The sequence below is a fragment of the Rhizobium sp. NFR12 genome (assembly GCF_900108545.1).
GTDB lineage: Bacteria > Pseudomonadota > Alphaproteobacteria > Rhizobiales > Rhizobiaceae > Neorhizobium > Neorhizobium soli.
The window spans coordinates 429,933-450,120 of sequence record NZ_FNWM01000002.1 but is presented as its reverse complement, the minus strand read 5'-3'; the positions used below and the strand labels follow the sequence as shown (position 1 = coordinate 450,120).

The window sequence follows — 20,188 nt, the reverse complement described above, 5'->3', positions numbered from 1 at the left end:
TTTGCGATTACAGCCAGCCCTTGCGGCGGAAGTAGAGATACGGCAGCGCCATCGAGACGATCATCAGGCAGAGCGCCAGCTGATAGCCGTAATGCCACTGCAGTTCCGGCTGGTTGGCGAAGTTCATGCCGTAGACCGATGCGACGAGCGTCGGCGGCAGAAACACGACGGACGCAACCGAGAAGATCTTGATGATCTGGTTCTGCTCCAGATTGATCAGCCCCAGCGTCGCGTCGAGCAGGAAGTTGATCTTGCCGGACATGAAGGCCGAGTGATCGCCAAGCGAGGTGGCATCGCGCTGCAGCAGTTTCAGGCGCTGGCGCATTTCCTTGGGCAGCTTGCGATCGACACCATCGAGGGCTGCATAATAGGCGACGACGCGCGAGACGCTGACGAGGCTTTCGCGCACGACGGTGATGAACTCGCCCTTCTGGCCGATCGCCCGGATCAGTTCCTGCAGGTCGCGCGTCTTCTTGTTGGCCTTGGAGGCCTTCGCCTCGAAGATGTCGCGCGAGATCTGGTCGATATCGTTGCCGAGACGCTCCAGCGTGTCTGCCATGCGGTCGATGATCGCCTCGACCAGACCGGTCAGGATCAGTTCGCCGGTTGCCGAATGGAGGCCGAGCCCGTTGCCCTTGCGGGCACGCGCCATGAACGCATCGAAGGGACGCGGCTCGGAATAGCGCACGGTGACGAGAACCTGGCCCTTGACGATGAAGGTGACGGGAACCTTGTGCGGCGTGCCGGCATCCGGGCGTGTCAGCACGGTCATGGTCATGAACTCGGCGCCGTCTTCCTGGTAGAGACGGGAGGAGAGTTCGATATCCTCCATCTCGTCCTGGGTGGGAATGGTAACCCCGAGGCGGGAGCCGACATCGCGCTCTTCCTTGGCCGTCGGGTTGATCAGGTCGTACCAGATCACAGGCGGCTGCGGAGCAACAGACGTCGCATCGGCGGCTGCACTGGCAATTACGGCGTCGGCCGCGACAAGGCGGTCGTGATCATAGGCATGGATACGCAGCATGACGGCTCCTATTCCGGACCATTGAGGTCCCCGGAGCGCATCACCGATATGAACGGTTCAGAGCCCCGAAGCGGCAGGTCTATCTGTTGACGTCGAACTTCGACTGTCGGGGTTCATCTCGGTTTGTCCTTTGAAAGAGCGGCACCCGAACGGGTAGCGCTTTGCGCGTGAAATGGAGCGAATACGGTGGAAAGTCAACTCCCCGGAGCGCAGCATTGACCCGTCCTTTGCGCTTCTGTAGCAAAGCCGCTCCGACCAAGAGGTATCCCCCCATGCTGCCCTGGATCCAGCTCGACCGCGCAACCATTCCCGGCGCCCTGCCCGGCGAGGAAGGCGAGCTGCGTCTGAAGCAGCGCGGCCAGGAATTCTCGATCATGCTCGGCACCAACGAGCTGATGAACAGCCGCCTCAGCGGTTCGGAAGAAGCGCTTGCGACACTCGCACACGAGAAGATCGGCAAGAGGGCCAAGCCGTCGATGCTGATCGGCGGGCTCGGCATGGGGTTCACGCTGAGGGCAGCGCTTGCAGTTCTGCCCGAGGATGCGCAGGTGACCGTGGCCGAGCTGGTGCCGGCCGTGGTCGGCTGGGCGCGCGGGCCGATGGCGCCGGTCTTCAAGGGCTGCCTCGACGATCCGCGCGTGACGATTTTCGAGGGCGATGTCAGCGAGTTGATCCGCTCCTCCACCACTGCCTTCGATGCGATCCTGCTCGATGTCGACAATGGGCCGGACGGGTTGACGCGGGCCTCGAACGACCGGCTCTACAACATGAGTGGCCTCTACGCTGCGCGTTCGGCGCTGCGGCCCGGCGGCGTTCTCGCCGTCTGGTCGTCAGGGCCCGACGCGGGCTTCACCCGGCGGCTGAAGGAAGTGGGATTTCAGGCTGACGTGGTGAACACGCGCGCCAATGGCAAGCGCGGGGCAAAACACGTGATCTGGCTGGCAGCCAAGGGCTGACGTTCGGCCGGCTTTGTTTTGTTCAGACGCCCGGTGGTGGGCTGCCGGCGAACTGGAAATAGAGGAATGCCAGGACCAGGCCCGCGATAATGGCGACCCAGAACAGCATGCGCTTCACACCGGGCGCCATGTTTTTGAACGGCGACTTGCGCGGTGGCTTGACCGGTTTCGGACGCTGGAACTTGATGATGTTGTCGCTCATCGCCGACCTATAGCATAGCTGATCATTTAGAAAAGCCGCCGGCAGTTGTGCCAGCGGCTTTCGGATTGCGTTTCGAAATCAGACGAACTGGCTGAGGCCAGGCACCGATGCGATGACCGTATCGACGGTTTCGTCGCCGGCGTGTTCGCGTGCGACAGCCATGGTTTCCTTGGCGAGTGCTGTGATCTCGCCCATGCCGAGGCCCTGCGACATCAGCTGCTGGCCGAGCGTCATGATGCCGCCGCCGCCGAAGCTCGACATCAGGCCGCCGAGCAGACCGCCGCCACCGGCACCTTCGCCGTTGAATTTGCCGACCAGTTCCGGTGCGCCGGGAATGGCTTCGATCATCCGCGCCACGGCAGCGTCATCCGCCTCGCGCTGCAGGAATCCCAGCATCATGCCGATCGCCTTTTCGGCCGCATCAGGTGCAAGACCGACGCGGTCGGCAACGCGGGTAACCATCTCGTTCATCAATATCTCCTCAGTTTTGACGTTCACGTCAAGGTCATACATAGACTCGTGCCGGATGCCAACAGGCGTGTTCCAACTGGTGCCACGCAGCCCGGGTTGGCGCAACCGGCGGCTTATCAATCCTCGGCCGCAGCACCCACCGTATCGGCCATTTCAGCGCCGCGTGCCCCCATCGGCTTCGGATGGCCGGTGGTGGAATCGACCGCGGTCTGGTGCTCAAGCTCGGCGTTGATCTCGGCTCCGACAACCACGATGATGACGGATACCCATGTCCAGACCATGAAGCCGATCAGCGCGCCGAGCGTGCCATAGGTGGCATTGTAATCGGCGACGTTGGCCAGATAGTAGGACACGCCGAGCGAGGCGAGAAGCCAGAAAATGGTGGAAAAGGCAGCACCCCAGGTCAGCCACTGGATCTTCGCCGGCTCGCGGCTGGGGCCGAACCGGTACAGCGCCATGATGCCGAGCGTGACGAACACCATCATCAACGGCCAGCGAGCGATGCGGATGATCATTTCCGACCACTGGTCGAGCCAGAAATATTTGAGCAATGCCGGCACCACGCCCATGGCAAACAGGATGACGATGGCAATCAGCATCGCGCCGAGCGTGAAGAGCAGCGACATCAGGTTGAGCTTGACGATGCCGCGCTTTTCCTGCTCGCCGTAAGCGACATTCATGGCCTCGAACAGCGCCTTCATGCCGTTGTTGGCGCTCCAGAGCGCCAGCGCCAGACCCGCGATCAGGCCGATCGACAGCGTTGCGCCGCGTTCGCTTGAGAGGGCCCGGACCTGATCGAGGAAGATGTTCAGCCCTTCGGCGGGCATGATCGTGCTCAGAAACGCGATCCGATCGGCAATCGTCACTGGATCGGCGACGAAACCGTAGATCGACACGAGCGCGCTTGCGGCGGGAAACAGCGCCAGCAGCAGGTAATAGGTGACGCCGGCGGCGATCAGCGTGATGCGATCTTCGGTTACGCCGGCATAGACGCGCCAGAACACGTCTTTGAGGCCGCGGGCTGGAATGCCCATCGGGCCATCCGCATGGCGACCCCTCTGCGCATCGCGCACGCCTTGCGCATCGAGTGTCCGAGTTCCCGCCGGTCCGGCTGTGTCCGTCATCGTCACGTATTCACCCCTCTTCTGCCGCCTCTCGCGCCAGTTTTCACTTGGCCGATTTTCAGCCGTTGCCCGGCTCTTCAGCGCATCCTATAAAAGCCACAGATTGAACGCGTTTAGGGAGCGCATAGTTGCATGGCGAATATTGATGCGGACGATCAGGCGAAACTCTTTATCGGCGGCAGTCGCAACCCTGACGACACGTTGAACAAGGCCGAATTCCTCGACATGAAGTTCGGCAACCGCCACGGGCTGGTGACCGGAGCGACCGGCACCGGCAAGACCGTGACGCTGCAGGTTCTGGCCGAGGGCTTTTCGCGGGCCGGCGTTCCCGTGTTTGCATCCGACATCAAGGGCGATCTCTCCGGGGTCGCCGCCAAGGGCGAGCCCAAGGATTTCCTCGCCAAGCGCGCCGAGCAGATCGGCTTTGCCGATTACGAGTTCGAGCAGTTCCCGGTGATCTTCTGGGATCTCTACGGCACCAAGGGACATAGGGTCCGCACCACGATCGCCGAGATGGGGCCGCTTTTGCTGGCTCGTCTGATGGATGCCTCCGAACCGCAGGAAGGCGTTCTCAACATCGCCTTCAAGCTGGCCGACAAGGCCGGGCTGCCGCTGCTCGATCTCAAGGACCTGACCTCGCTTCTCAACTACATGGCCGAGAACGCGTCGGAACTATCCAAGGAATTCGGCCTCATTTCCAAGGCTTCGGTCGGCTCGATCCAGCGGGCGCTGCTGGTGCTGGAACAGCAGGGTGCCGAGCATTTCTTCGGTGAGCCGGCACTGAAGATTACCGACATCATGCGGGTAAACCCGAATTCCGGTTACGGCCAGATCTCGATCCTTGCCGCCGACAAGCTGATGATGAACCCGCGGCTCTACGCGACATTCCTTCTATGGCTGCTGTCGGAACTGTTCGAGGAACTGCCCGAAGTGGGCGATCCGGACAAGCCGAAGCTGGTGTTCTTCTTCGACGAGGCGCATCTTTTGTTCGACGAAGCGCCGAAGGTTCTGCTCGACCGCGTGGAGCAGGTGGTGCGGCTGATCCGCTCCAAGGGCGTCGGCGTCTATTTCGTCACCCAGAACCCGCTCGACGTGCCGGAAAGCGTTCTCGCCCAGCTCGGCAACCGGGTGCAACATGCGCTGCGCGCCTATACGCCGCGCGAGCAGAAGGCAGTGAAGACCGCGGCCGACACGTTCCGGCCGAACCCGGCCTTCGATTGCGCCACCGCGATCACCCAGCTCGGTACCGGCGAGGCGCTGGTCTCGACGCTTGAGGGCAAGGGTGCACCATCGATGGTGGAACGGACGCTGGTCCGCCCACCCTCGGGACGGATCGGTCCTCTGACCGATGCGGAGCGGCAGTCGGTGATGGATCGCAGCCCGGTTCTCGGGATCTATGATGAGGATCTCGACCGCGAAAGCGCCTTTGAAATGCTGGGCGCCAGGGCAAAGCAGGCCGCCGATGCCGCCGCTGCCCGCAAGGCAGAGGATGAACTCGATCCCGCGCCGCCCGCAGGCTCCGGCGAAACCACCGGCTGGACCCTGCCCGGCTTCGGCAACAAGGACGAAGACGAACCCAAGGGCCGCAGGACCGTCGGCCGCTCCGGCTACCAGCGCGAGACGATCATCGAAGCGGCGATGAAAAGCGTGACCCGCACCGTCGCCACCCAGGTGGGCCGGGCGATCGTGCGCGGCATTCTGGGCAGTCTGAAACGGTGACCGGGCGGATGCACGAAGCGGCAAGGACTGGGCTCTGCGCCCTCGCCCTTGTCGCGCTCGCCTCTTCGGCGCAGGCGGCGGATGCCGGCAACGGCAAGCGGGTGTACCAGAAATGCGTCGCCTGTCATGTGGCCGACCGGGAGACCAACCGGTTCGGCCCGCATCTCAAAGGCGTCGTCGGGCGACCCGCAGCGCAAGTTCCCGACTACAAGTATTCGCAGGCGATGAAGGATGCGGCCGCTGCCGGTCTTGTCTGGGACGACGCGGCACTGTCGGCCTTTCTCTCGAGCCCCAAGAAGAAAGTGCCGGGAACCAGCATGCGTTTCTTCGGACTGTGGACCCAGGCCGAGATCGACGACGTGATCGCTTACCTGAAGACGACCGCGCAAACAGAGTGACGGCCGGGAACGGTCGTCAGCCGTTCGGGTAAGCAGCCGAGACGGGCACGAATTCGTCGTCGCGGACGGATGCGACAGGGGCTGCTTGCGAGCCTGCAAGCGCCGTTTCGCGCCAGGTTTCCAGGAGCCAGGCGAGCTGGGCGAAATCGAGCCCATAGGCATCATGCAGACCGGAATTGCGGCCGGTCGCATCGCGGCTCATGCGGATCAGGGCGGTTTCCGGAAGCGTGACATCGTCGAACACGACCATCTTCATCTCCAGCTTGGGCAGAAAGCGCACCGAAATCGGCGTCATCGCGCCGGCCTTGAAGCCCTCGACATCCTGCCAGCGCCAGACTTTGCGACGCCCGAGCGTGACCATGGTCAAGCTCTCGCCATCCAGTTCCAGCCGCTGGCCGACGAGGACGCCGGCCATCATGACAAAGGCGCAGAGCGACAGGAAGCCGACGCCCAGCCAGAGAATGGCCTGCCGCAGTGCCGGCATTGGCGGTTCGGCCGGGTCGATATCCAGCAGCAGAACCAGAAGCAGGACGGCGAAGGCTGCGCAGCCGACGGCCAGCGAAAAATAGCGGACGCGGCTGGAATAGAGGGTGACTGGTCCCGGAAAGCGGGCGATCAGCGTTGCCGCATCCTGCCGCCTACGGTGGAAGAAATGCGGCCAGAGCATATGCGCAAAAACGAAGGCGCCTGCCCCGAACAGGGCCAGCACCGGCCAGCCGCCCCTGAAAGCCGTCAGGATCATGACGATGCCGGACAGGGCCAGGAACGTGCTGATACTAAAGAAAACAAGGCTCAGCGGACGGGGCAATGGATGCATGAGTGGGTCCTCCGGCCTTATGCGTGAAGGTGCAATTAGGCCTGACGAGGACAGGTTCAAGGTTTCGGGGATCAAGAGCGCTTCGGAGCGACGAGGCAGAAGAAGGCGCCCTGAGGATCGGTGGCCTGGACGATCCAGCTTCCGCCGGGCACTTGCATCGGCCCGAACACGACACTACCGCCGCCGGCCGTGATGCGCTCGATGGCCGCGTCAATCGCCTCGACGTTGAAGTAATAGGACCAGCACGGCGCAGGCACCGTGTCCGGTTTCGTCATCATGCCACCGATCGCCTGGCCGGGATGGCCGTCATAGGCAAAGATGCGGTAGACGCCCATCTCGCCCATGTCCATGTCATGGTCCTTCGCCCAACCGAACACGCTTCCATAGAATTCGAAAGCCTCCTCGCCGTTGCCCGCCATCAGCTCGCACCAGCCGAGATTGCCGGGATCGGCGGGGCCGAGCTGGCGGCGCGGGTTTGCCGGCCGGATCGGCGTCATGATGCAGAGAACCGCCCCATGCGGATCGGCCACAACAGCAAACCGGCCGACGCCCGGGATATCCTCCGGGTCGCGCTGGATGCGTCCGCCAAGCGAAACGAAGTCCCTCGCCGTTTCATCGACATCGTCGACGGCGACATAGCCGGTCCAGTTCGGCGGCATCTTGCCTTCAAGCTCCGGCGGAAAGTGCATCATGCCGCCGATGCCGGGGCAATTGTCGCCCTCGCCCATTTCGAAGAGGAAATAGGACGGCATGTCGGCCATGCCGAGTTCGCGGACATTCCAGCCGATGACAGAGGCGTAGAACTTGCCCGCAGCTGACGTGTCTGACGTGATCAGCTCGCACCAGATGAATTTTCCATGCGTGTCCGAACGGGATTTCGAAACGGTCTGCAGCATGCCCATCTCCTCCTGTGTATGTTGAACGGACCCGGCGACATGCGCTCAATGGCAGCAGGATGACGCCGGTTGCTCGGGCTTTTCCGCATACTCGTCGTGGCGCTTGAGGAAGCTCATCGTCTTGTCCTCGTTGCGGCCGAGCGGCGCGCGGTCGAGCAGCATCAGCGTGCCGATCACCTCTTCCGGGCCGCGGGCATAGGTCGAATAGGTATGGAAGATCTCGCCGGCCTCATTCCTGTAGAAGGCGGACAGGCCCGGAAGCTCCTCGAAGCCTTCGCTCACGGGCATGTCGCGGAAATTGTAGTTGATCGTCTCGCCCTGCATCTCTTCTTGCGTGAAGGAAACGCGATAGTCGTGGTTGAAATCCGTGGCGTAGGACGAGACCCAGGGAAACTGCCAGTTCATGCGGGCCTTGTACGCCTCGATTTGCCCCAACGTGCCGCGCGAGACGGCGACGAGCGTGACGTCGTGATGGTTGAGATGGACGAGCGTTCCGTCGAAATGGTCGGCCATGAAGGAGCAGCCGACACAGCCTTCGCTCCAGTCGGGTCCGAACATGAAGTGATAGATCAGCAGCTGGCTGCGTCCGGCAAAGAGATCGGACAAGGTCTTGCCGCCCTGCGGCGTGTCGAAGACGTAGTCCTTGTCCACCCGCACCCAGGGCAAGGCGCGGCGGGCGGCGCGGACCTTGTCACGCAACCGCGTTTCCTCCTTCTCGAGCGCCAGAAGCTCGAGCCGCGCCTTTAGCCACTCGTCTTTCGACAGGACGGCATTTGTCGGGAATGCGCTGACATCCATAAGAACCTCCCCTTTCTTGACAGAATAGGTTGATATCAACATAATATTTCCATGCTGTCAAATCCCGATTCGGTTCCGTTTTCCACCACGCTTCATGTCCGCGACACCTGTCTTTGCCTGCATGTGCAACGGGCAGCGCGGGCCTTAGCGCGGACCTTCGATACGGCGCTGAAGCCGGTTGGATTGAACAATGGCCAGTTCTCACTGATGATGTCGCTCAACCGACCACAGCCGGCGACGATGAAATCCGTCTGCGACCTGCTTGCCATGGACCGCACGACGCTGACTGCGGCCCTCAAGGTGCTGCAGGCACGCGGCTGGATCGGCAGCGCCGTTGACCCGAAGGACAAACGCGGACGGCTTTTGACGCTGACGGAGGATGGCCGCGCGGTTCTGGCGAAAGCCCTGCCGATCTGGGAAGCGACGCATGCGGCGCTGGATGCCGCGCTGCCCGGCGGCAATGCCGATGAATTGCGGAGCGCGCTGCAGGCTGTGAGCTGAACCAAATCGGCTGAATTTCGCGCAAACAAAAAGCGGCCGAAGCCGCTTTTTGCCGTCCCTTGGCGGGACAAAGTCGCGTCGTGTTACTCGACGGTAACCTGGACTTCGGTCGAGGTGCGCATCGCGTGGCTGTAAGGGCAGACGATATGGGCCTTGGCGACCAGGTCTTCGAGCTGGGCGCGTTCGATGCCGGGGGCGTTGACCGACAGCGAGACTTCGATGCCGAAGCCGCCGCCATCTTCGCGCGGGCCGATGCCCACCGTTGCGGTGACCTTGGCCTCGTCAGGGATCTTCACCTTTTCCTTGGCAGCGACGGCTTTCAGCGCGCCGAGGAAGCAGGCGGAATAGCCGACCGCAAACAGCTGTTCCGGATTGGTGCCGGTGGCGCCATCGCCGCCGAGTTCCTTCGGAACCGTCAGCGTGACGTCGAGCACGCCGTTGTCGGAAGCACCGTGGCCGGAGCGGCCACCGGTTGCGGAACCCTTGGTCGTGTAGAGAATGGGCATGGAGTAACTCCCTTGGTGATAGGTATTGCCGGCTCATCGCGCGCACATTCGATGGCACGAAACTTGAACCGGCATCAGTCCAGCGACATGGTCGCTAGGCAGGAGATAGGGCACGATGGCCCGAAGTCAGGGTCGGGGCGGGAGATAGTGAACGGGGAACGGGGAGAGAAGTCAGCCGATGGCGCCATTGCCGAGGGATGGATGGTTACCGGATGCAAAAAAGGCTGCGGTCTCCCGCAGCCTTTTCGTCGTAGATCAAGAAGATGCTTACTGCCAGACGACGACGCGGGCCTTGTTGGGGACGCGCTCATAGAGGTCGATGATGTCCTGGTTCATCAGGCGGACGCAGCCTGAGGAGACGGCTTTGCCGATCGAGTTCCATTCCGGCGAACCGTGCAGGCGGTAGAGCGTGTCCTGCCCGTTCTGGAAGATGTAGAGCGCGCGGGCGCCGAGCGGGTTTGTGAGGCCCGGAGGCATGCCGCCGTTTGCGATTGAATACTTGACCAGTTGCGGCTGGCGCGCGACCATTTCGTCCGGCGGGGTCCATTTCGGCCACTTCTGACGCCACTGGATGACGCCCTCGCCGCTCCAGGCAAAGCCATCGCGACCGATGCCGACGCCGTAGCGCATGGCCGAACCGCCGGGCTCGACCAGATAGAGGAAGCGCGACGGGGTGTCGACGACGATCGTGCCCGGGCGTTCGCCTGTCGGATCGACAACGCGCTGGCGATAGTAGCGCGGATTGATCCGCTCATAGGGAATTGCGGGGATGAGATAGCCACCATCTTCGACGGCGCCGTACATCATTGCGGCTTCGGGATCGCCGCCAACCGGCGGAAGGCCGTCGTTGCGGAGGGCGACGCCGTCACGGTAGGTGACGATGTTGCCGGAAGGGCCCGGCGCAGTGGAAGCGCAGCTCGCGAGCGTCGAGGCAGCGCCGACACCCAGCATGGACAGGAAGCCCCGTCGGGAGAAAGAAGAGTTGGAAATCATGTTCGGAAAGTCACCCTAGAGGAACGCGTCACTGCAAAAGCAAATTTTAACGGCAATCGAACCGATTGGTTCCCTGCCTGATGTTTTGCTCCACTATCACATAACGCGGCCAGCTTCATCGACCATTCACGAGGTTGACACACACCATCACAGGGATGCGACACAGCCTGTGTCCCCTGCGCAACAGCGTAATCACTTCACTGTGTGTGAGGGCAGATACGAGACATGAGGGATTGACGCGCGACATGCAAGCTTGCCGTGGGCAGTTTTGCCACGCGTCAACGGTCAGAGTACGACGATCGGAGTGCCGTTCGGGACGCGGTCGAACAGGTCGATGACATCCTGGTTGAGCATGCGGACGCAGCCGGATGAGGTTGCCCTGCCGACGGACTGCCAGTCCGGCGTGCCGTGAACGCGATAGAGCGTGTCCTTGCCGTCCTTGTAGATATAGAGCGCGCGGGCGCCGAGCGGGTTGTTCAGGCCGGGATCGGCGCCGCCGGATGCTGCTGCGAACTGGCGCAGTTCCGGCTGGCGCGAGACCATTTCGCCTGATGGCGTCCAGCGCGGCCATTTCGCCTTGCGCTGAATGACGCCGCGGCCGGACCAGGCAAAGCCCGCCTTGCCGAGACCGACGCCGTAGCGGATCGCCTTGCCGCCGGGCTGCACGAGATAGAGGAAGTTGGCACGGGTATCGACCACCAGCGTGCCGGGTGCTTCATTGGTCTGGTAGGACACATCCTGGCGTAGAAAACGGTTGTCGATGCGCGAATAGGGAATGGCCGGCAGCGTGTGGCCGTCGTCGCGGATCACCTCGTACATCACCCGGTGCACGGGGTTGGAGACCGGCATGCCGTAGGTCTGGTGGAACTGCGTCTGATAAAGCTGACGCTTTTGCGGAATAGCCTCCTTCTGGGGAAGAGGCTGCGGCTGGACCGGCTCGTTATAGGCCGGCTGATAGAAGACCGGCGTGGTTTCGCGGGCAAACACGGCCGGGTCCATGCGGGTCGTATCGGTGACGAACGGCACCTGGCAACCGCTGAGCGCCGTCGTCGCCACAAGAACGGCCGCAAGACCGGAGGTCCGGCTGAGCGATAAGGCTTTGTTTTGCATGGCAGACCCGCTTCGGCATTGATGACGTCGGCGGCAATCTGTCAGGCAGCGCTTTCGCGAGGCTGGAGCGGTGGCGACTGGATAAGGCGGATCAGGTGAACTGATTGAAGAAGCGGATGCTTTCGACCACGGCTCCCGGCACCACGCCGCTGTGATTGCCCGGCAGAAGCTTCTTGTCGATCGCAACGCCGGCAGAGCGGGCACGATCGATCAGCAGCTGGTGGTCGGCATCGAAAGGGCGTTCTTCCGAGCCGCGCAAAAGCAGTGTCGGGCATTTGAGGCTCGGCCCGAAACAGGCGGATGACCGCATCACGAACTCTTTCGGATCGGCCGCATCGAAGGGGACTTCGTTCGAGTATCGGGTAAAGAAGCGCCAGGAATTGACGCCGGCGGAAATCGGCACTGCGGCTCTGAACCGGCGCGTCATGCCTGAAAGAAGCGACAGCGTGCCGCCATTGCTGTGGCCGGCGATAAAAAGCCGGCTGCGATCGATGCCGGGCAGGTTTTCCAGATAGGTGGCGGCTGCCAGCGCATCGGAGGTTTCGTCGTAGAAACCGGAGAAATTGCCGGCCTGGCCGTTTTCGCCGCGAAAGGATGGATGCAGGACCACGAAGCCCGCTTCCCAGTAAGCTTTCATCAGTTCCCAGTGGCCGTCGCCTGTGGCATTGCCGCCGTGCAGGAAAAGCACCGCCGGCTTCGACTTGCCCGAGGCTTCGTAATGGGAAAGCCAGGCGATCAGTTCGAGCGAGCCATCCGGACCGCCGTGATAGAGGACCTTTTGCGCACCCGGCGGGGTCCCAAGCGGTGGCGAGGCTTCGGGCGCCGGACCGTGCTTCAGAAGATGCGTGCGGAAGCGACGCCTGGCTTCGGCATAATCTTCCTTTTCCAGCGGCAGGGTTTCGGGGACGGGAAAGGGCGCGGCCAGGGCCTGGGGTGCAGCAAGGGAACCAAGTGCACCGAGTGCCAGACCGGTCATCAGCATGCGGCGGGTGATTGACATGGAACGACCGTCTATAAGGATATGAGTAGTCTCAGATATCGGGGTTGAGCGTAAACCCGACGGTTCAGAACGCAAGCGGGCCGGCGGTCACATCTTCGCGTCCGCCGTTTTGGCATCGATCATCGCGGTCAGTGTTTCCAGCCGGTCGGCATCGCGCGGCAGCTTGTCCATCCGCAGCCTTGCGATGCGGGGAAAGCGCATGGCGACGCCGGACTTGTGGCGCGTCGAGCGGTTGATGCCCTCGAAGGCCACTTCCAGCACGAAGCCGAAATCCTTGTCGGCGCGCACCGCCCTTACCGGGCCGAAACGCTCGACCGTGTTGTCGCGCACGAACTTGTCCAGCACTTCCAGTTCCGCATCGGTAAAGCCGAAATAGGCTTTGCCGACGGGCACGAGATGATCGCCATCCGGGCCATCCGTCCACACGCCGAAGGTGAAATCGGAGTAGTAGCTGGAGCGCTTGCCATGGCCGCGCTGGGCATAGAGCATGACCGCATCGACATTATAGGGATCGCGTTTCCACTTGAACCATGGGCCTTTTAGCCGGCCGGCCTGATAGACGCTGTCGCGGCGCTTGATCATGACGCCTTCGATGACCGGATCCGGCGGATCACGGCGCAGGGCTTCGAGCTCATCCCAGGTGGTGAAAGGCACGAGATCGGACAGGTCGAACCGGTCATGCGGGGCGTGGCCGATTACCTCGGACAGGCGCTCGCGGCGCTCGAGGAATCCTTTTGCACGCACATCCGCCTCGCCGTCGAACAGGATATCGTAGGCGCGTACGAAGGCGGGGTAATCCTCCAGCATCTTCGCGTTCACAGTCTTGCGGTTGAGGCGCTGCTGCAGGTCGGAAAAGGTGCGGGTGGGATTGTTGGATCGCATCGTGCCGCCGACGAGAAGCTCGCCGTCGATGACGCCATCGAAATTGATCTGCTCGACGATATCGGGAAAGGCACCGGTGATATCATCGCCGGAGCGGGAATAGAGTTTCTTCGTGCCGCCATGGGCCGACATCTGGACGCGGATGCCATCCCATTTCCACTCGGCGGCATAATCGGCGGGATCTAGCTTTTCGAGATCGCCGCTTTCGACCGGATTGGCGAGCATGACCGAATGGAAGATCGCCGGCGTCGCCAGAACCGGCTTGTCGGCATGGCCTTCCAGCCAGGCAAACAGCGACACATAGGGCGGCTCCAGCCCGTGCCAGAGCGTTTCGATCTCGGTCACATCCTTGCCCGACATTTCCGACAGCGCCTGCTTTGCAAGCCGCGCCGAAACGCCGATCCGCAGCGACCCGGTGACGAGTTTGAGGAAGGCGAAACGGCCGGAGGGATCGAGATGATCGAGCAGATCGCGGACGGCTGCTCGCACTTCGGTGCGGCCGAGCGAATTCATCCGGGCGACGACTTCGGACAGAAGCGGCTGCTCGGCGTCGGTCGTGTCGTCCTTTTCGAGGCCATCCCAGACGAGCGCAATGGTTTCGGCGAGATCGCCGACATAGTCGTAGGAATACTGAAACAGAACCGCATCCATGCGCTCCAGCACCAGCTCGCGCAGCATGGCGGGCTTGACGCTTTTGAGATCGAGCGCGCTCGCCAGCGCTGCCAGCCCATAGCCGCGATCGGGATCGGGCGTGGTGCGGAAGTAATCGACCAGCAGGGTGATTTTGCCGTTGCGCGAGGGGGTGAGAACGAGGCGATCGAGGAGTGTGGCGAAGGGTTTCATGGGCGCAGCACTCTTCGAAAAACCCCCTCTGGCCTGCCGGCCATCTCCCCCACAAGGGGGGAGAAAACCAGCGGCACGGAACTGGTCCTGTTGTGCGACAGCGGCGCGACGAGCTCTAGCCCTCCCCCTTGTGGGGAGGGTGGGGAGGGTTGGGAGGGGCCTTTTTTCAGCAGCAAATGCATCATCGATCCCCCTCTGGCCTGCCGGCCATCTCCCCCGCAAGGGGGGAGAAAACCAGCGGCACGGAACTGGTCCTGTTGTGCGACAGCGGCGCGACGGGCTCTAGCCCTCCCCCTTGTGGGGAGGGTTGGGAGGGGTCTTTCTTCAACAATCCACGCATCATTCATTCCCCTCTGGCCTGCCGGCCATCTCCCCCGCAAGGGGGGAGAAAACCAGCGGCACGGAACTGGCCCTTGGTGGGGACCACGGCGCGGACGGCTCTAGCCCTCCCCCTTGTGGGGAGGGTTGGGAGGGGTCTTTTTGCAGCAATCCACGCATCATCAATCCCCCTCGTCCTCATAGCCGACCAGGTGCAGCGGCCGCGCTGGAATGCCCTTCAGTTCGCACCAGCGTACCAGCGCTTCTTCGCGGCCGTGGGTGACCCAGACTTCTGAGGGAGCGACCTCGTTGATGGTTTCCAGGAGTTCGGGCCAGTCGCAGTGGTCGGAAATCACCAGCGGCAGCTCAACGCCGCTTTGTTTGGCGCGTTGGCGCACCATCATCCAGCCGGAGGCAAAGGCGATCAGGGGTTCGTTGAAGCGTCGGGCCCAGCGATCCTGGAAGGCCGAGGGCGGGCCGACGACGACGGCGCCCTTGAACAGGTCGGGGCTGCTCTTGTCGATCGTGGCGGGGCGGATTTCGCCGAGCGCGATGCCCTGGCTTTCGTAATAGTCGCAGAGTTTTGCGAGCGCGCCGTGGATATAGATCGGTTCGTCATAGCCGCTGTCGCGGATCAGGCGGATGACCCGCTGCGCCTTTCCAAGCGCGTAGGCGCCGACCATGTGGCTGCGGTCGGGAAATTGCTTGAGCGAGGTCAAGAGCTTGCCGATTTCCTCGCGCGGGTGGGGATGGTGGAAGACCGGCAGGCCGAAGGTTGCCTCGGTGATGAAGACATCGCAGGAGACGGGCACGAAGGGTGCGCAGGTCGGGTCGACGCCACGCTTGTAATCGCCTGAGACGACGATGCGCAGATCCTTATGCTCGAGCGCGATCTGGGCGGAGCCGAGCACGTGGCCGGCCGGATGGAAGCTGACATTGACGCCGCCGACATCGATCACCTCGCCCCATGCAGCCTCCTGTTCGGAGGTGCAGAAGTCGTCGCCGTAGCGGATCTTCATGATGTCGAGCGTCTGGCGGGTGGCGAGCACATGGGTGTGGCCGGCGCGGGCATGATCGGAATGGCCATGGGTGATCAGCGCCCGCTCGACGGGGCGCACCGGATCGACATGGAAGCCGCCGACGGGGCAGAACAGGCCGGCCGGTGTGGGATGAAGCAGTGCCTCGGGTTTCATAGGACGAGAGATAGGCGGGGAAAGCCCGCTTGGAAGAGCCTTACGGGGCGGGCAGCTTGTTTTGTTGTGCGGCGGCCTGGACTTGCGCAGTCGGCAGGCGTTTGGGCATGAGGAAAAGGGCGGCGACAAGGCCGATGGCGGCGATCACGGCGGCGGCGAAGAAGAGCGGCGTGAAGGCAGAGAAGTAGACGGATGCCACCGCCTCGCGCGAGGCTTGCGGCAGCTGGTCGAGCACTTTCGGGGTGAGTGCGCCGATATCGGCAACGCCTGGAATAACCACGCCGCTGCCCTTGACCGACGAGCCGATGATGGCGCCGTAGAGCGAAATGGCGATCGACGCGCCGCCCATCCGCATCAGCGTCACGGCACCGGTGGCAGCTCCCATATCTTCCCGCGGTGCGGAATTCTGGACGCCGATGATCGGGGCCTGCTGGCCGAAGCCGACGGCAAGTCCCTGCAACATGAGAAGTATGGCGACGAGCCAGAGCGGCGTAGCCGACGTCACCTGCGACAGAAGCAGAAGAGCGCCGATGCTCATGACCAGTCCCAGGACCGCGAACGGCTTGTAGCGGCCGGTGATGGAAATCAGCCTTCCCGCCGACATGGAACCGACGACGATGCCGCCGGTGAGGCCAATGAAGAACAGGCCGGCCTGCGATGGTGACAGGCCCGTCGTCGTCTGCAGGAAGAGCGCGTAGTAGTTGACCATGCCGATGCCGACCGCACCCGAGCAGAGCGTGATGATGAGAAACAGCGAGAAGGTGCTGTCCCTGAACAGTTTGAGCGGCACGATCGGTTCGGGAACCCGGCTTTCGACGAAGACCCAAAGACCGGCGCAGGCCATGCCGAAACCGAGAAGGACAAGCGACTCGAATGCCATCAGCGAGCCGAACAGCTGGTGGCTATCGGCAAAGGTGACGAGGCTTGCGATCGTCAGCGCCAGGACGACGGCACCGGCATAATCGATCTTCGGCTTGCGCTGCGGCCGGCGATAGGGAAGCAGCAAGGCGAGGCCTGTCACGACGATGACGCCGAGCGGCAGGTTGATCAGGAAGATCGAGCGCCAGCCGAACAGATCGCTGAGCGTGCCGCCGAGAACCGGGCCGATGCTGCCGGCCGCCATGATCATCAGGCTGGAATAGCTCTGGTATTTCGCCCGCTCGCGCGGCTCGAACAGATCGGCATTGATCGAGAAGATCGACACCATGATGCCGCCGCCGCCAAGCCCCTGGAAGACGCGCGCCGCAATCAGCGAATTCATCGACCAGGCAAAGCCGCACAGAACCGAGCCGAGCGTGAAGAGCACGATGGCAAACAGCATCACATATTTGCGGCCGAACAGATCCCCCAGCTTGCCGTAGATCGGCATGACCGAGCTCATGGCCAGAAGAAAGGCCGAGGACACCCAGCCGAAACTCTCCATCTGGCCGAACTCGCCGACGATGGTGGGAAGTGCCGTGGAGACGATGTGATTGTCGAGCGCCGCCATGAACAGCGCCGCCATCAGGAACCAGAAAACGAACAGACGTTGTCGTTTGTCGGCAACAAGCGGGGTCTGGGCCGGGCGTGACATATCCATGGCATACTTCCTGAGGGGGTCGGCGAATTTATGTGACTTCAGCATATAATTGTCAACAGCAGGCAGATGCACCCAGCAACAATTTCGTTGAAACAACCCGGCACCTGCTGATAAGTTGCAGCGATGACGACCAAGATTTCTGCATCAGTCCCACAGCCCTCGACCGAAACCGCCGCTTTTGCGGAGGGGCTTTTGCGTGTCAGCGACAACCTGACCCGAATGCGGCATCTGATGGGCCGCCGGATGATCGCGCGCACCGCGATCGCCAACACGGTTCCGGGGCTGGAAACTGCGCATCTCGACGTGCTCGATGTGATGGGCCGGATCGAGGGCGAAATCACCGTGGGCGCGATTGCCGAGACGATGCGGATAGACCCCTCGCGCGGCAGCCGTCTGGTGACCGATCTCGTGTCGAGCGGCGTTCTCAGGCGTGATGCTTCGCAGGAAGACGGGCGGCGCTCGCTGCTGGTGCGCACCGAGATTGGCGATGCGCTGCTGACCGAGCTACAGGCGGTCAAGCGTTCGGTGCTGGTGAATGTGCTTGGCGACTGGCCGGAGGAAGAGCTTTCGGCGTTTTCGCATCTGTTTGAGAAGTTCATTTCCGGCTTCGAAGCGGTCTATCCGGGCGGCGCGGGCCGCAGCCCGCATTCCTGACCGGGCCTTCACCCGTCCCGAAACCACACACTTCCGCTGGCACGATAAATGCTTGGTTTAGGAGATGATGGAGACGGGCTGAATGATTTCGAGACGCAAAATGCTGGGCTGGGGCATGACAGGCGCTGCGGTTGCCGCATTGCCGCTGCCAGCGCTTGCAGCACCCGCCAGCGTTTCGACCGTTGATCTGCGCGGCTCGATCGATGCACGCGACCATGGCGTGGCGCCTGATGGCGGCGATGTTTCCAGCCGCAAGTTGCTGGCGCTGATCGAACAGGCGGCACGGCAGAACAAGCCGGTCTACCTGCCGCCCGGCGACTACCGGGTTTCCGGCCTCGACCTTCCCGACAACACCCGGCTGGTCGGCGTATCAGGCGCTTCCAGGCTCGTCTATTCCGGCGACGGATCGCTTATCCGTGCAACCGCGGCAAGGCGGATCGAGCTGTCCAATCTGGTGATCGACGGTGGAAATCGCTGGCTGGATGATCAGACCCCTGCCCTTATCCATTTCTCCGGCATTCCCGACGTTTCCATCGACAATTGCGAAATCCTCGGCGCGCGCAAATCCGCGATCCAGCTGGAGCGATGCGGCGGGCGCATCGAGCGCTCGAAAATATCCGGCGCTACCGATTACGCGCTCTATGCGGTCGAAAGCACCGGTCTTTCGGTGACCGGCAACAGCGTGTTCGATTGCGGCAATGGCGGCATCCTCATCCATCGCTGGGAAAAGGGCGTCGATGGCAGCATCGTCACGGCTAACCGCATCTTCCGGATCGGTGCCAAAAACGGCGGTACCGGGCAATATGGCAACGCGATCAACCTGTTTCGCGCCGCCAACGTGATGGTGAGCGGAAACCACATTACCGACTCTGCCTTTTCCGCCATTCGCGCCAACAGCTCCTCCAACGCGCAGATTACCGGCAACCAGTGTTTCGGCTCCGGCGAGACGGCGATTTATGCGGAATTCTCGTTCGAGGGCGCGGTCATCTCGGGCAATACGGTGGACGGCGCGGCAAACGGCATTTCCGTCGTCAATTTCAACGAAGGTGGCAGGCTTTCGACCATTTCCAGCAATATTGTCCGCAACCTTTCGGCAACCGGCCCCTACAAACTCGACGGCGCCATCTTCGGCGTCGGCATCAGCGCCGAGGCCGACACGGCGATCACTGGCAACGTGGTGGAAAATGCCGCCTTCTGGGGCCTGGCGCTGGGCTTCGGCCCCTATCTCCGCAACGTCGTCGCGGCCAACAATATCGTGCGCGGCGCCAAGGTCGGTTGCGCCGTGAGCGTTGCCGAAGGTGCCGGATCGACTGTCATCAGCGGCAATGTGTTTCAGGACGTGAAGGATGGCGGCGTGATTGGCTTTCGGTGGACGGAGGCGGCGACGGAAGAGCTGGGCGGGACGGGTGATGCGGCGGCGGCGTTTCCGCATCTGACGGTTATGGGGAACCGGGTGGGTTAGGTTTCGGGGTCGGCAGCTTCGGGGCTGGGGCCGAAATCGATGTTGCGGCCGTTGTGGAAGACGCGGGCAATCTGCACGACGTCGTCCCTGACGCGGAAGGCGATCGTTGCCTTGTACCGATAACCGACGAGCCGCAGCCCAGAGTAAACGTCATCGCGCCGCATGCCGCGGTGTGGAAATGTCGAAAAATCAAGGCAGTAGTTTTCGATGCGGCGAACATAGGCCAATGCGGGGTCTACACCCATGCGGGGTGCCAGATATGTCAGGATATCGGCAAGATCATCTCTCGCCGCAGGATCGAAGACGACCCTGTACTTCATTCCTTCGTCATCTGCTCGGTAAGTTTTGCCGCCAGCTCGTCCAGATATCGATCCACCTCGTCGCCGGTTAATCCTCGTTCCGGGTGCGCATCCATTTCCTGAAGCGTCGGCACGACCTCGTCCCTCAGCCATCTCTCGATCGCGGCGTCATGCGCTGCCATCGGGCGCAGGCCCTCGGCGATCACGTCGCTTTCCGAGGCGTATTCGCCGGAGGCGACCTTGGCTTCGACCATGTCGGCGATCTCGACCGGCAGGGTGATGCTGAGCGAACGGGTGGCGCGCATGGGGTTGGCCCTTGGAAAGATCAGAATGCTGATGACTATACCGAAAACTGAAGCGGACGTCCAACCGGTCGATTTGAGGGGGCTGCATCTTCCGTTCGGGGCCGAAGCACTCTAGCGTCGCCCGCGACACACAATGGG

Annotated in this window: 22 protein-coding genes; 6 read left to right on the top strand and 16 right to left on the bottom strand. The window is 62.5% G+C overall.

Annotation, left to right across the window (positions count from 1 at the left end):
* Window positions 1-7: 7 nt before the first annotated feature.
* Window positions 8-1,024, bottom strand: coding sequence for a magnesium transporter CorA family protein (locus tag BLW69_RS09415; protein ID WP_092661613.1), 1,017 nt, complete (start codon window positions 1,022-1,024; stop codon window positions 8-10).
* Window positions 1,025-1,296: 272 nt separating this feature from the next.
* Between BLW69_RS09415 and BLW69_RS09410 the strand changes: the two genes are divergently transcribed.
* Complete coding sequence (locus tag BLW69_RS09410; RefSeq protein ID WP_092661611.1) at window positions 1,297-1,980, top strand: spermidine synthase; 684 nt, start codon at window positions 1,297-1,299, stop codon at window positions 1,978-1,980.
* 22 nt (window positions 1,981-2,002) lie between these two features.
* Here BLW69_RS09410 and BLW69_RS09405 read toward each other — a convergent pair whose 3' ends face one another.
* The 3 genes from BLW69_RS09405 to BLW69_RS09395 all read right to left on the bottom strand — a co-directional run bounded on the left by BLW69_RS09405 (window position 2,003) and on the right by BLW69_RS09395 (window position 3,777).
* Window positions 2,003-2,182: a hypothetical protein gene (locus BLW69_RS09405; RefSeq protein ID WP_062453514.1), complete on the bottom strand. Its 180-nt coding sequence runs from the start codon at window positions 2,180-2,182 to the stop codon at window positions 2,003-2,005.
* A gap of 78 nt (window positions 2,183-2,260) precedes the next feature.
* Entirely contained in the window at window positions 2,261-2,653 is a 393-nt protein-coding gene (locus tag BLW69_RS09400; protein ID WP_062454796.1) for a hypothetical protein, read from the bottom strand.
* Between the two features lie 116 nt (window positions 2,654-2,769).
* Window positions 2,770-3,777 (bottom strand): YihY/virulence factor BrkB family protein, encoded by a 1,008-nt coding sequence (locus BLW69_RS09395; RefSeq protein WP_092661609.1) that lies wholly within the window; start codon window positions 3,775-3,777, stop codon window positions 2,770-2,772.
* A 132-nt stretch (window positions 3,778-3,909) separates the two neighbouring features.
* Between BLW69_RS09395 and BLW69_RS09390 the strand changes: the two genes are divergently transcribed.
* Together BLW69_RS09390 and BLW69_RS09385 are read left to right on the top strand one after the other, a co-directional pair.
* On the top strand, window positions 3,910-5,496 hold the full coding sequence (locus BLW69_RS09390) for a helicase HerA-like C-terminal domain-containing protein (RefSeq protein WP_092661607.1): 1,587 nt from the start codon (window positions 3,910-3,912) through the stop codon (window positions 5,494-5,496).
* 8 nt (window positions 5,497-5,504) lie between these two features.
* On the top strand, window positions 5,505-5,894 hold the full coding sequence (locus tag BLW69_RS09385; protein ID WP_092661605.1) for a c-type cytochrome: 390 nt from the start codon (window positions 5,505-5,507) through the stop codon (window positions 5,892-5,894).
* Window positions 5,895-5,910: 16 nt separating this feature from the next.
* On the opposite strand, the gene BLW69_RS09380 is transcribed toward BLW69_RS09385, so the two are convergent.
* From BLW69_RS09380 to BLW69_RS09370, 3 genes are all read right to left on the bottom strand, one after another.
* On the bottom strand, window positions 5,911-6,711 hold the full coding sequence (locus BLW69_RS09380; protein ID WP_092661604.1) for a hypothetical protein: 801 nt from the start codon (window positions 6,709-6,711) through the stop codon (window positions 5,911-5,913).
* 71 nt (window positions 6,712-6,782) lie between these two features.
* Window positions 6,783-7,607 carry a VOC family protein gene (locus BLW69_RS09375; protein ID WP_092662449.1) on the bottom strand — a complete coding sequence of 275 codons (825 nt, stop codon included), beginning with the start codon at window positions 7,605-7,607 and terminating at the stop codon, window positions 6,783-6,785.
* A gap of 45 nt (window positions 7,608-7,652) precedes the next feature.
* Window positions 7,653-8,405, bottom strand: coding sequence for a DUF899 domain-containing protein (locus BLW69_RS09370; protein WP_092661602.1), 753 nt, complete (start codon window positions 8,403-8,405; stop codon window positions 7,653-7,655).
* A 54-nt stretch (window positions 8,406-8,459) separates the two neighbouring features.
* Here BLW69_RS09370 and BLW69_RS09365 point away from each other — a divergent pair, with 54 nt between their 5' ends.
* Window positions 8,460-8,906, top strand: coding sequence for a MarR family winged helix-turn-helix transcriptional regulator (locus tag BLW69_RS09365; protein ID WP_092662447.1), 447 nt, complete (start codon window positions 8,460-8,462; stop codon window positions 8,904-8,906).
* Window positions 8,907-8,989: 83 nt separating this feature from the next.
* Here the strand turns inward: BLW69_RS09365 and BLW69_RS09360 are convergent, their stop codons facing one another.
* The 7 genes from BLW69_RS09360 to BLW69_RS09330 all read right to left on the bottom strand — a co-directional run bounded on the left by BLW69_RS09360 (window position 8,990) and on the right by BLW69_RS09330 (window position 17,330).
* A complete protein-coding gene (locus tag BLW69_RS09360; RefSeq protein ID WP_062453520.1) occupies window positions 8,990-9,412 on the bottom strand; it encodes an organic hydroperoxide resistance protein in 423 nt (140 codons plus the stop codon).
* Between the two features lie 267 nt (window positions 9,413-9,679).
* Window positions 9,680-10,405, bottom strand: coding sequence for a L,D-transpeptidase (locus tag BLW69_RS09355; protein ID WP_092661600.1), 726 nt, complete (start codon window positions 10,403-10,405; stop codon window positions 9,680-9,682).
* 285 nt (window positions 10,406-10,690) lie between these two features.
* Window positions 10,691-11,515 carry a L,D-transpeptidase gene (locus tag BLW69_RS09350; RefSeq protein WP_092661599.1) on the bottom strand — a complete coding sequence of 275 codons (825 nt, stop codon included), beginning with the start codon at window positions 11,513-11,515 and terminating at the stop codon, window positions 10,691-10,693.
* A 91-nt stretch (window positions 11,516-11,606) separates the two neighbouring features.
* Complete coding sequence (locus BLW69_RS09345) at window positions 11,607-12,515, bottom strand: alpha/beta hydrolase family protein (protein WP_092661597.1); 909 nt, start codon at window positions 12,513-12,515, stop codon at window positions 11,607-11,609.
* 87 nt (window positions 12,516-12,602) lie between these two features.
* A complete protein-coding gene (locus BLW69_RS09340; RefSeq protein ID WP_092661596.1) occupies window positions 12,603-14,240 on the bottom strand; it encodes a cisplatin damage response ATP-dependent DNA ligase in 1,638 nt (545 codons plus the stop codon).
* Window positions 14,241-14,740: 500 nt separating this feature from the next.
* Window positions 14,741-15,751 carry a ligase-associated DNA damage response exonuclease gene (locus BLW69_RS09335; RefSeq protein WP_062579571.1) on the bottom strand — a complete coding sequence of 337 codons (1,011 nt, stop codon included), beginning with the start codon at window positions 15,749-15,751 and terminating at the stop codon, window positions 14,741-14,743.
* A 40-nt stretch (window positions 15,752-15,791) separates the two neighbouring features.
* Window positions 15,792-17,330 (bottom strand): MDR family MFS transporter, encoded by a 1,539-nt coding sequence (locus BLW69_RS09330; protein ID WP_092661595.1) that lies wholly within the window; start codon window positions 17,328-17,330, stop codon window positions 15,792-15,794.
* A 123-nt stretch (window positions 17,331-17,453) separates the two neighbouring features.
* Between BLW69_RS09330 and BLW69_RS09325 the strand changes: the two genes are divergently transcribed.
* Window positions 17,454-17,984 carry a MarR family winged helix-turn-helix transcriptional regulator gene (locus BLW69_RS09325; RefSeq protein ID WP_092661593.1) on the top strand — a complete coding sequence of 177 codons (531 nt, stop codon included), beginning with the start codon at window positions 17,454-17,456 and terminating at the stop codon, window positions 17,982-17,984.
* An 82-nt stretch (window positions 17,985-18,066) separates the two neighbouring features.
* Window positions 18,067-19,446, top strand: a complete 1,380-nt coding sequence (locus BLW69_RS09320; RefSeq protein ID WP_092661591.1) for a TIGR03808 family TAT-translocated repetitive protein — start codon at window positions 18,067-18,069, stop codon at window positions 19,444-19,446.
* Here the strand turns inward: BLW69_RS09320 and BLW69_RS09315 are convergent.
* Window positions 19,443-19,766: a type II toxin-antitoxin system RelE/ParE family toxin gene (locus BLW69_RS09315; RefSeq protein WP_092661589.1), complete on the bottom strand. Its 324-nt coding sequence runs from the start codon at window positions 19,764-19,766 to the stop codon at window positions 19,443-19,445. The two genes, BLW69_RS09320 and BLW69_RS09315, sit on opposite strands and share 4 nt — an antisense overlap.
* Complete coding sequence (locus BLW69_RS09310) at window positions 19,763-20,050, bottom strand: ribbon-helix-helix domain-containing protein (RefSeq protein WP_092661587.1); 288 nt, start codon at window positions 20,048-20,050, stop codon at window positions 19,763-19,765. The genes BLW69_RS09315 and BLW69_RS09310 overlap by 4 nt, the downstream gene beginning before the upstream one ends.
* Window positions 20,051-20,188: the final 138 nt, after the last annotated feature.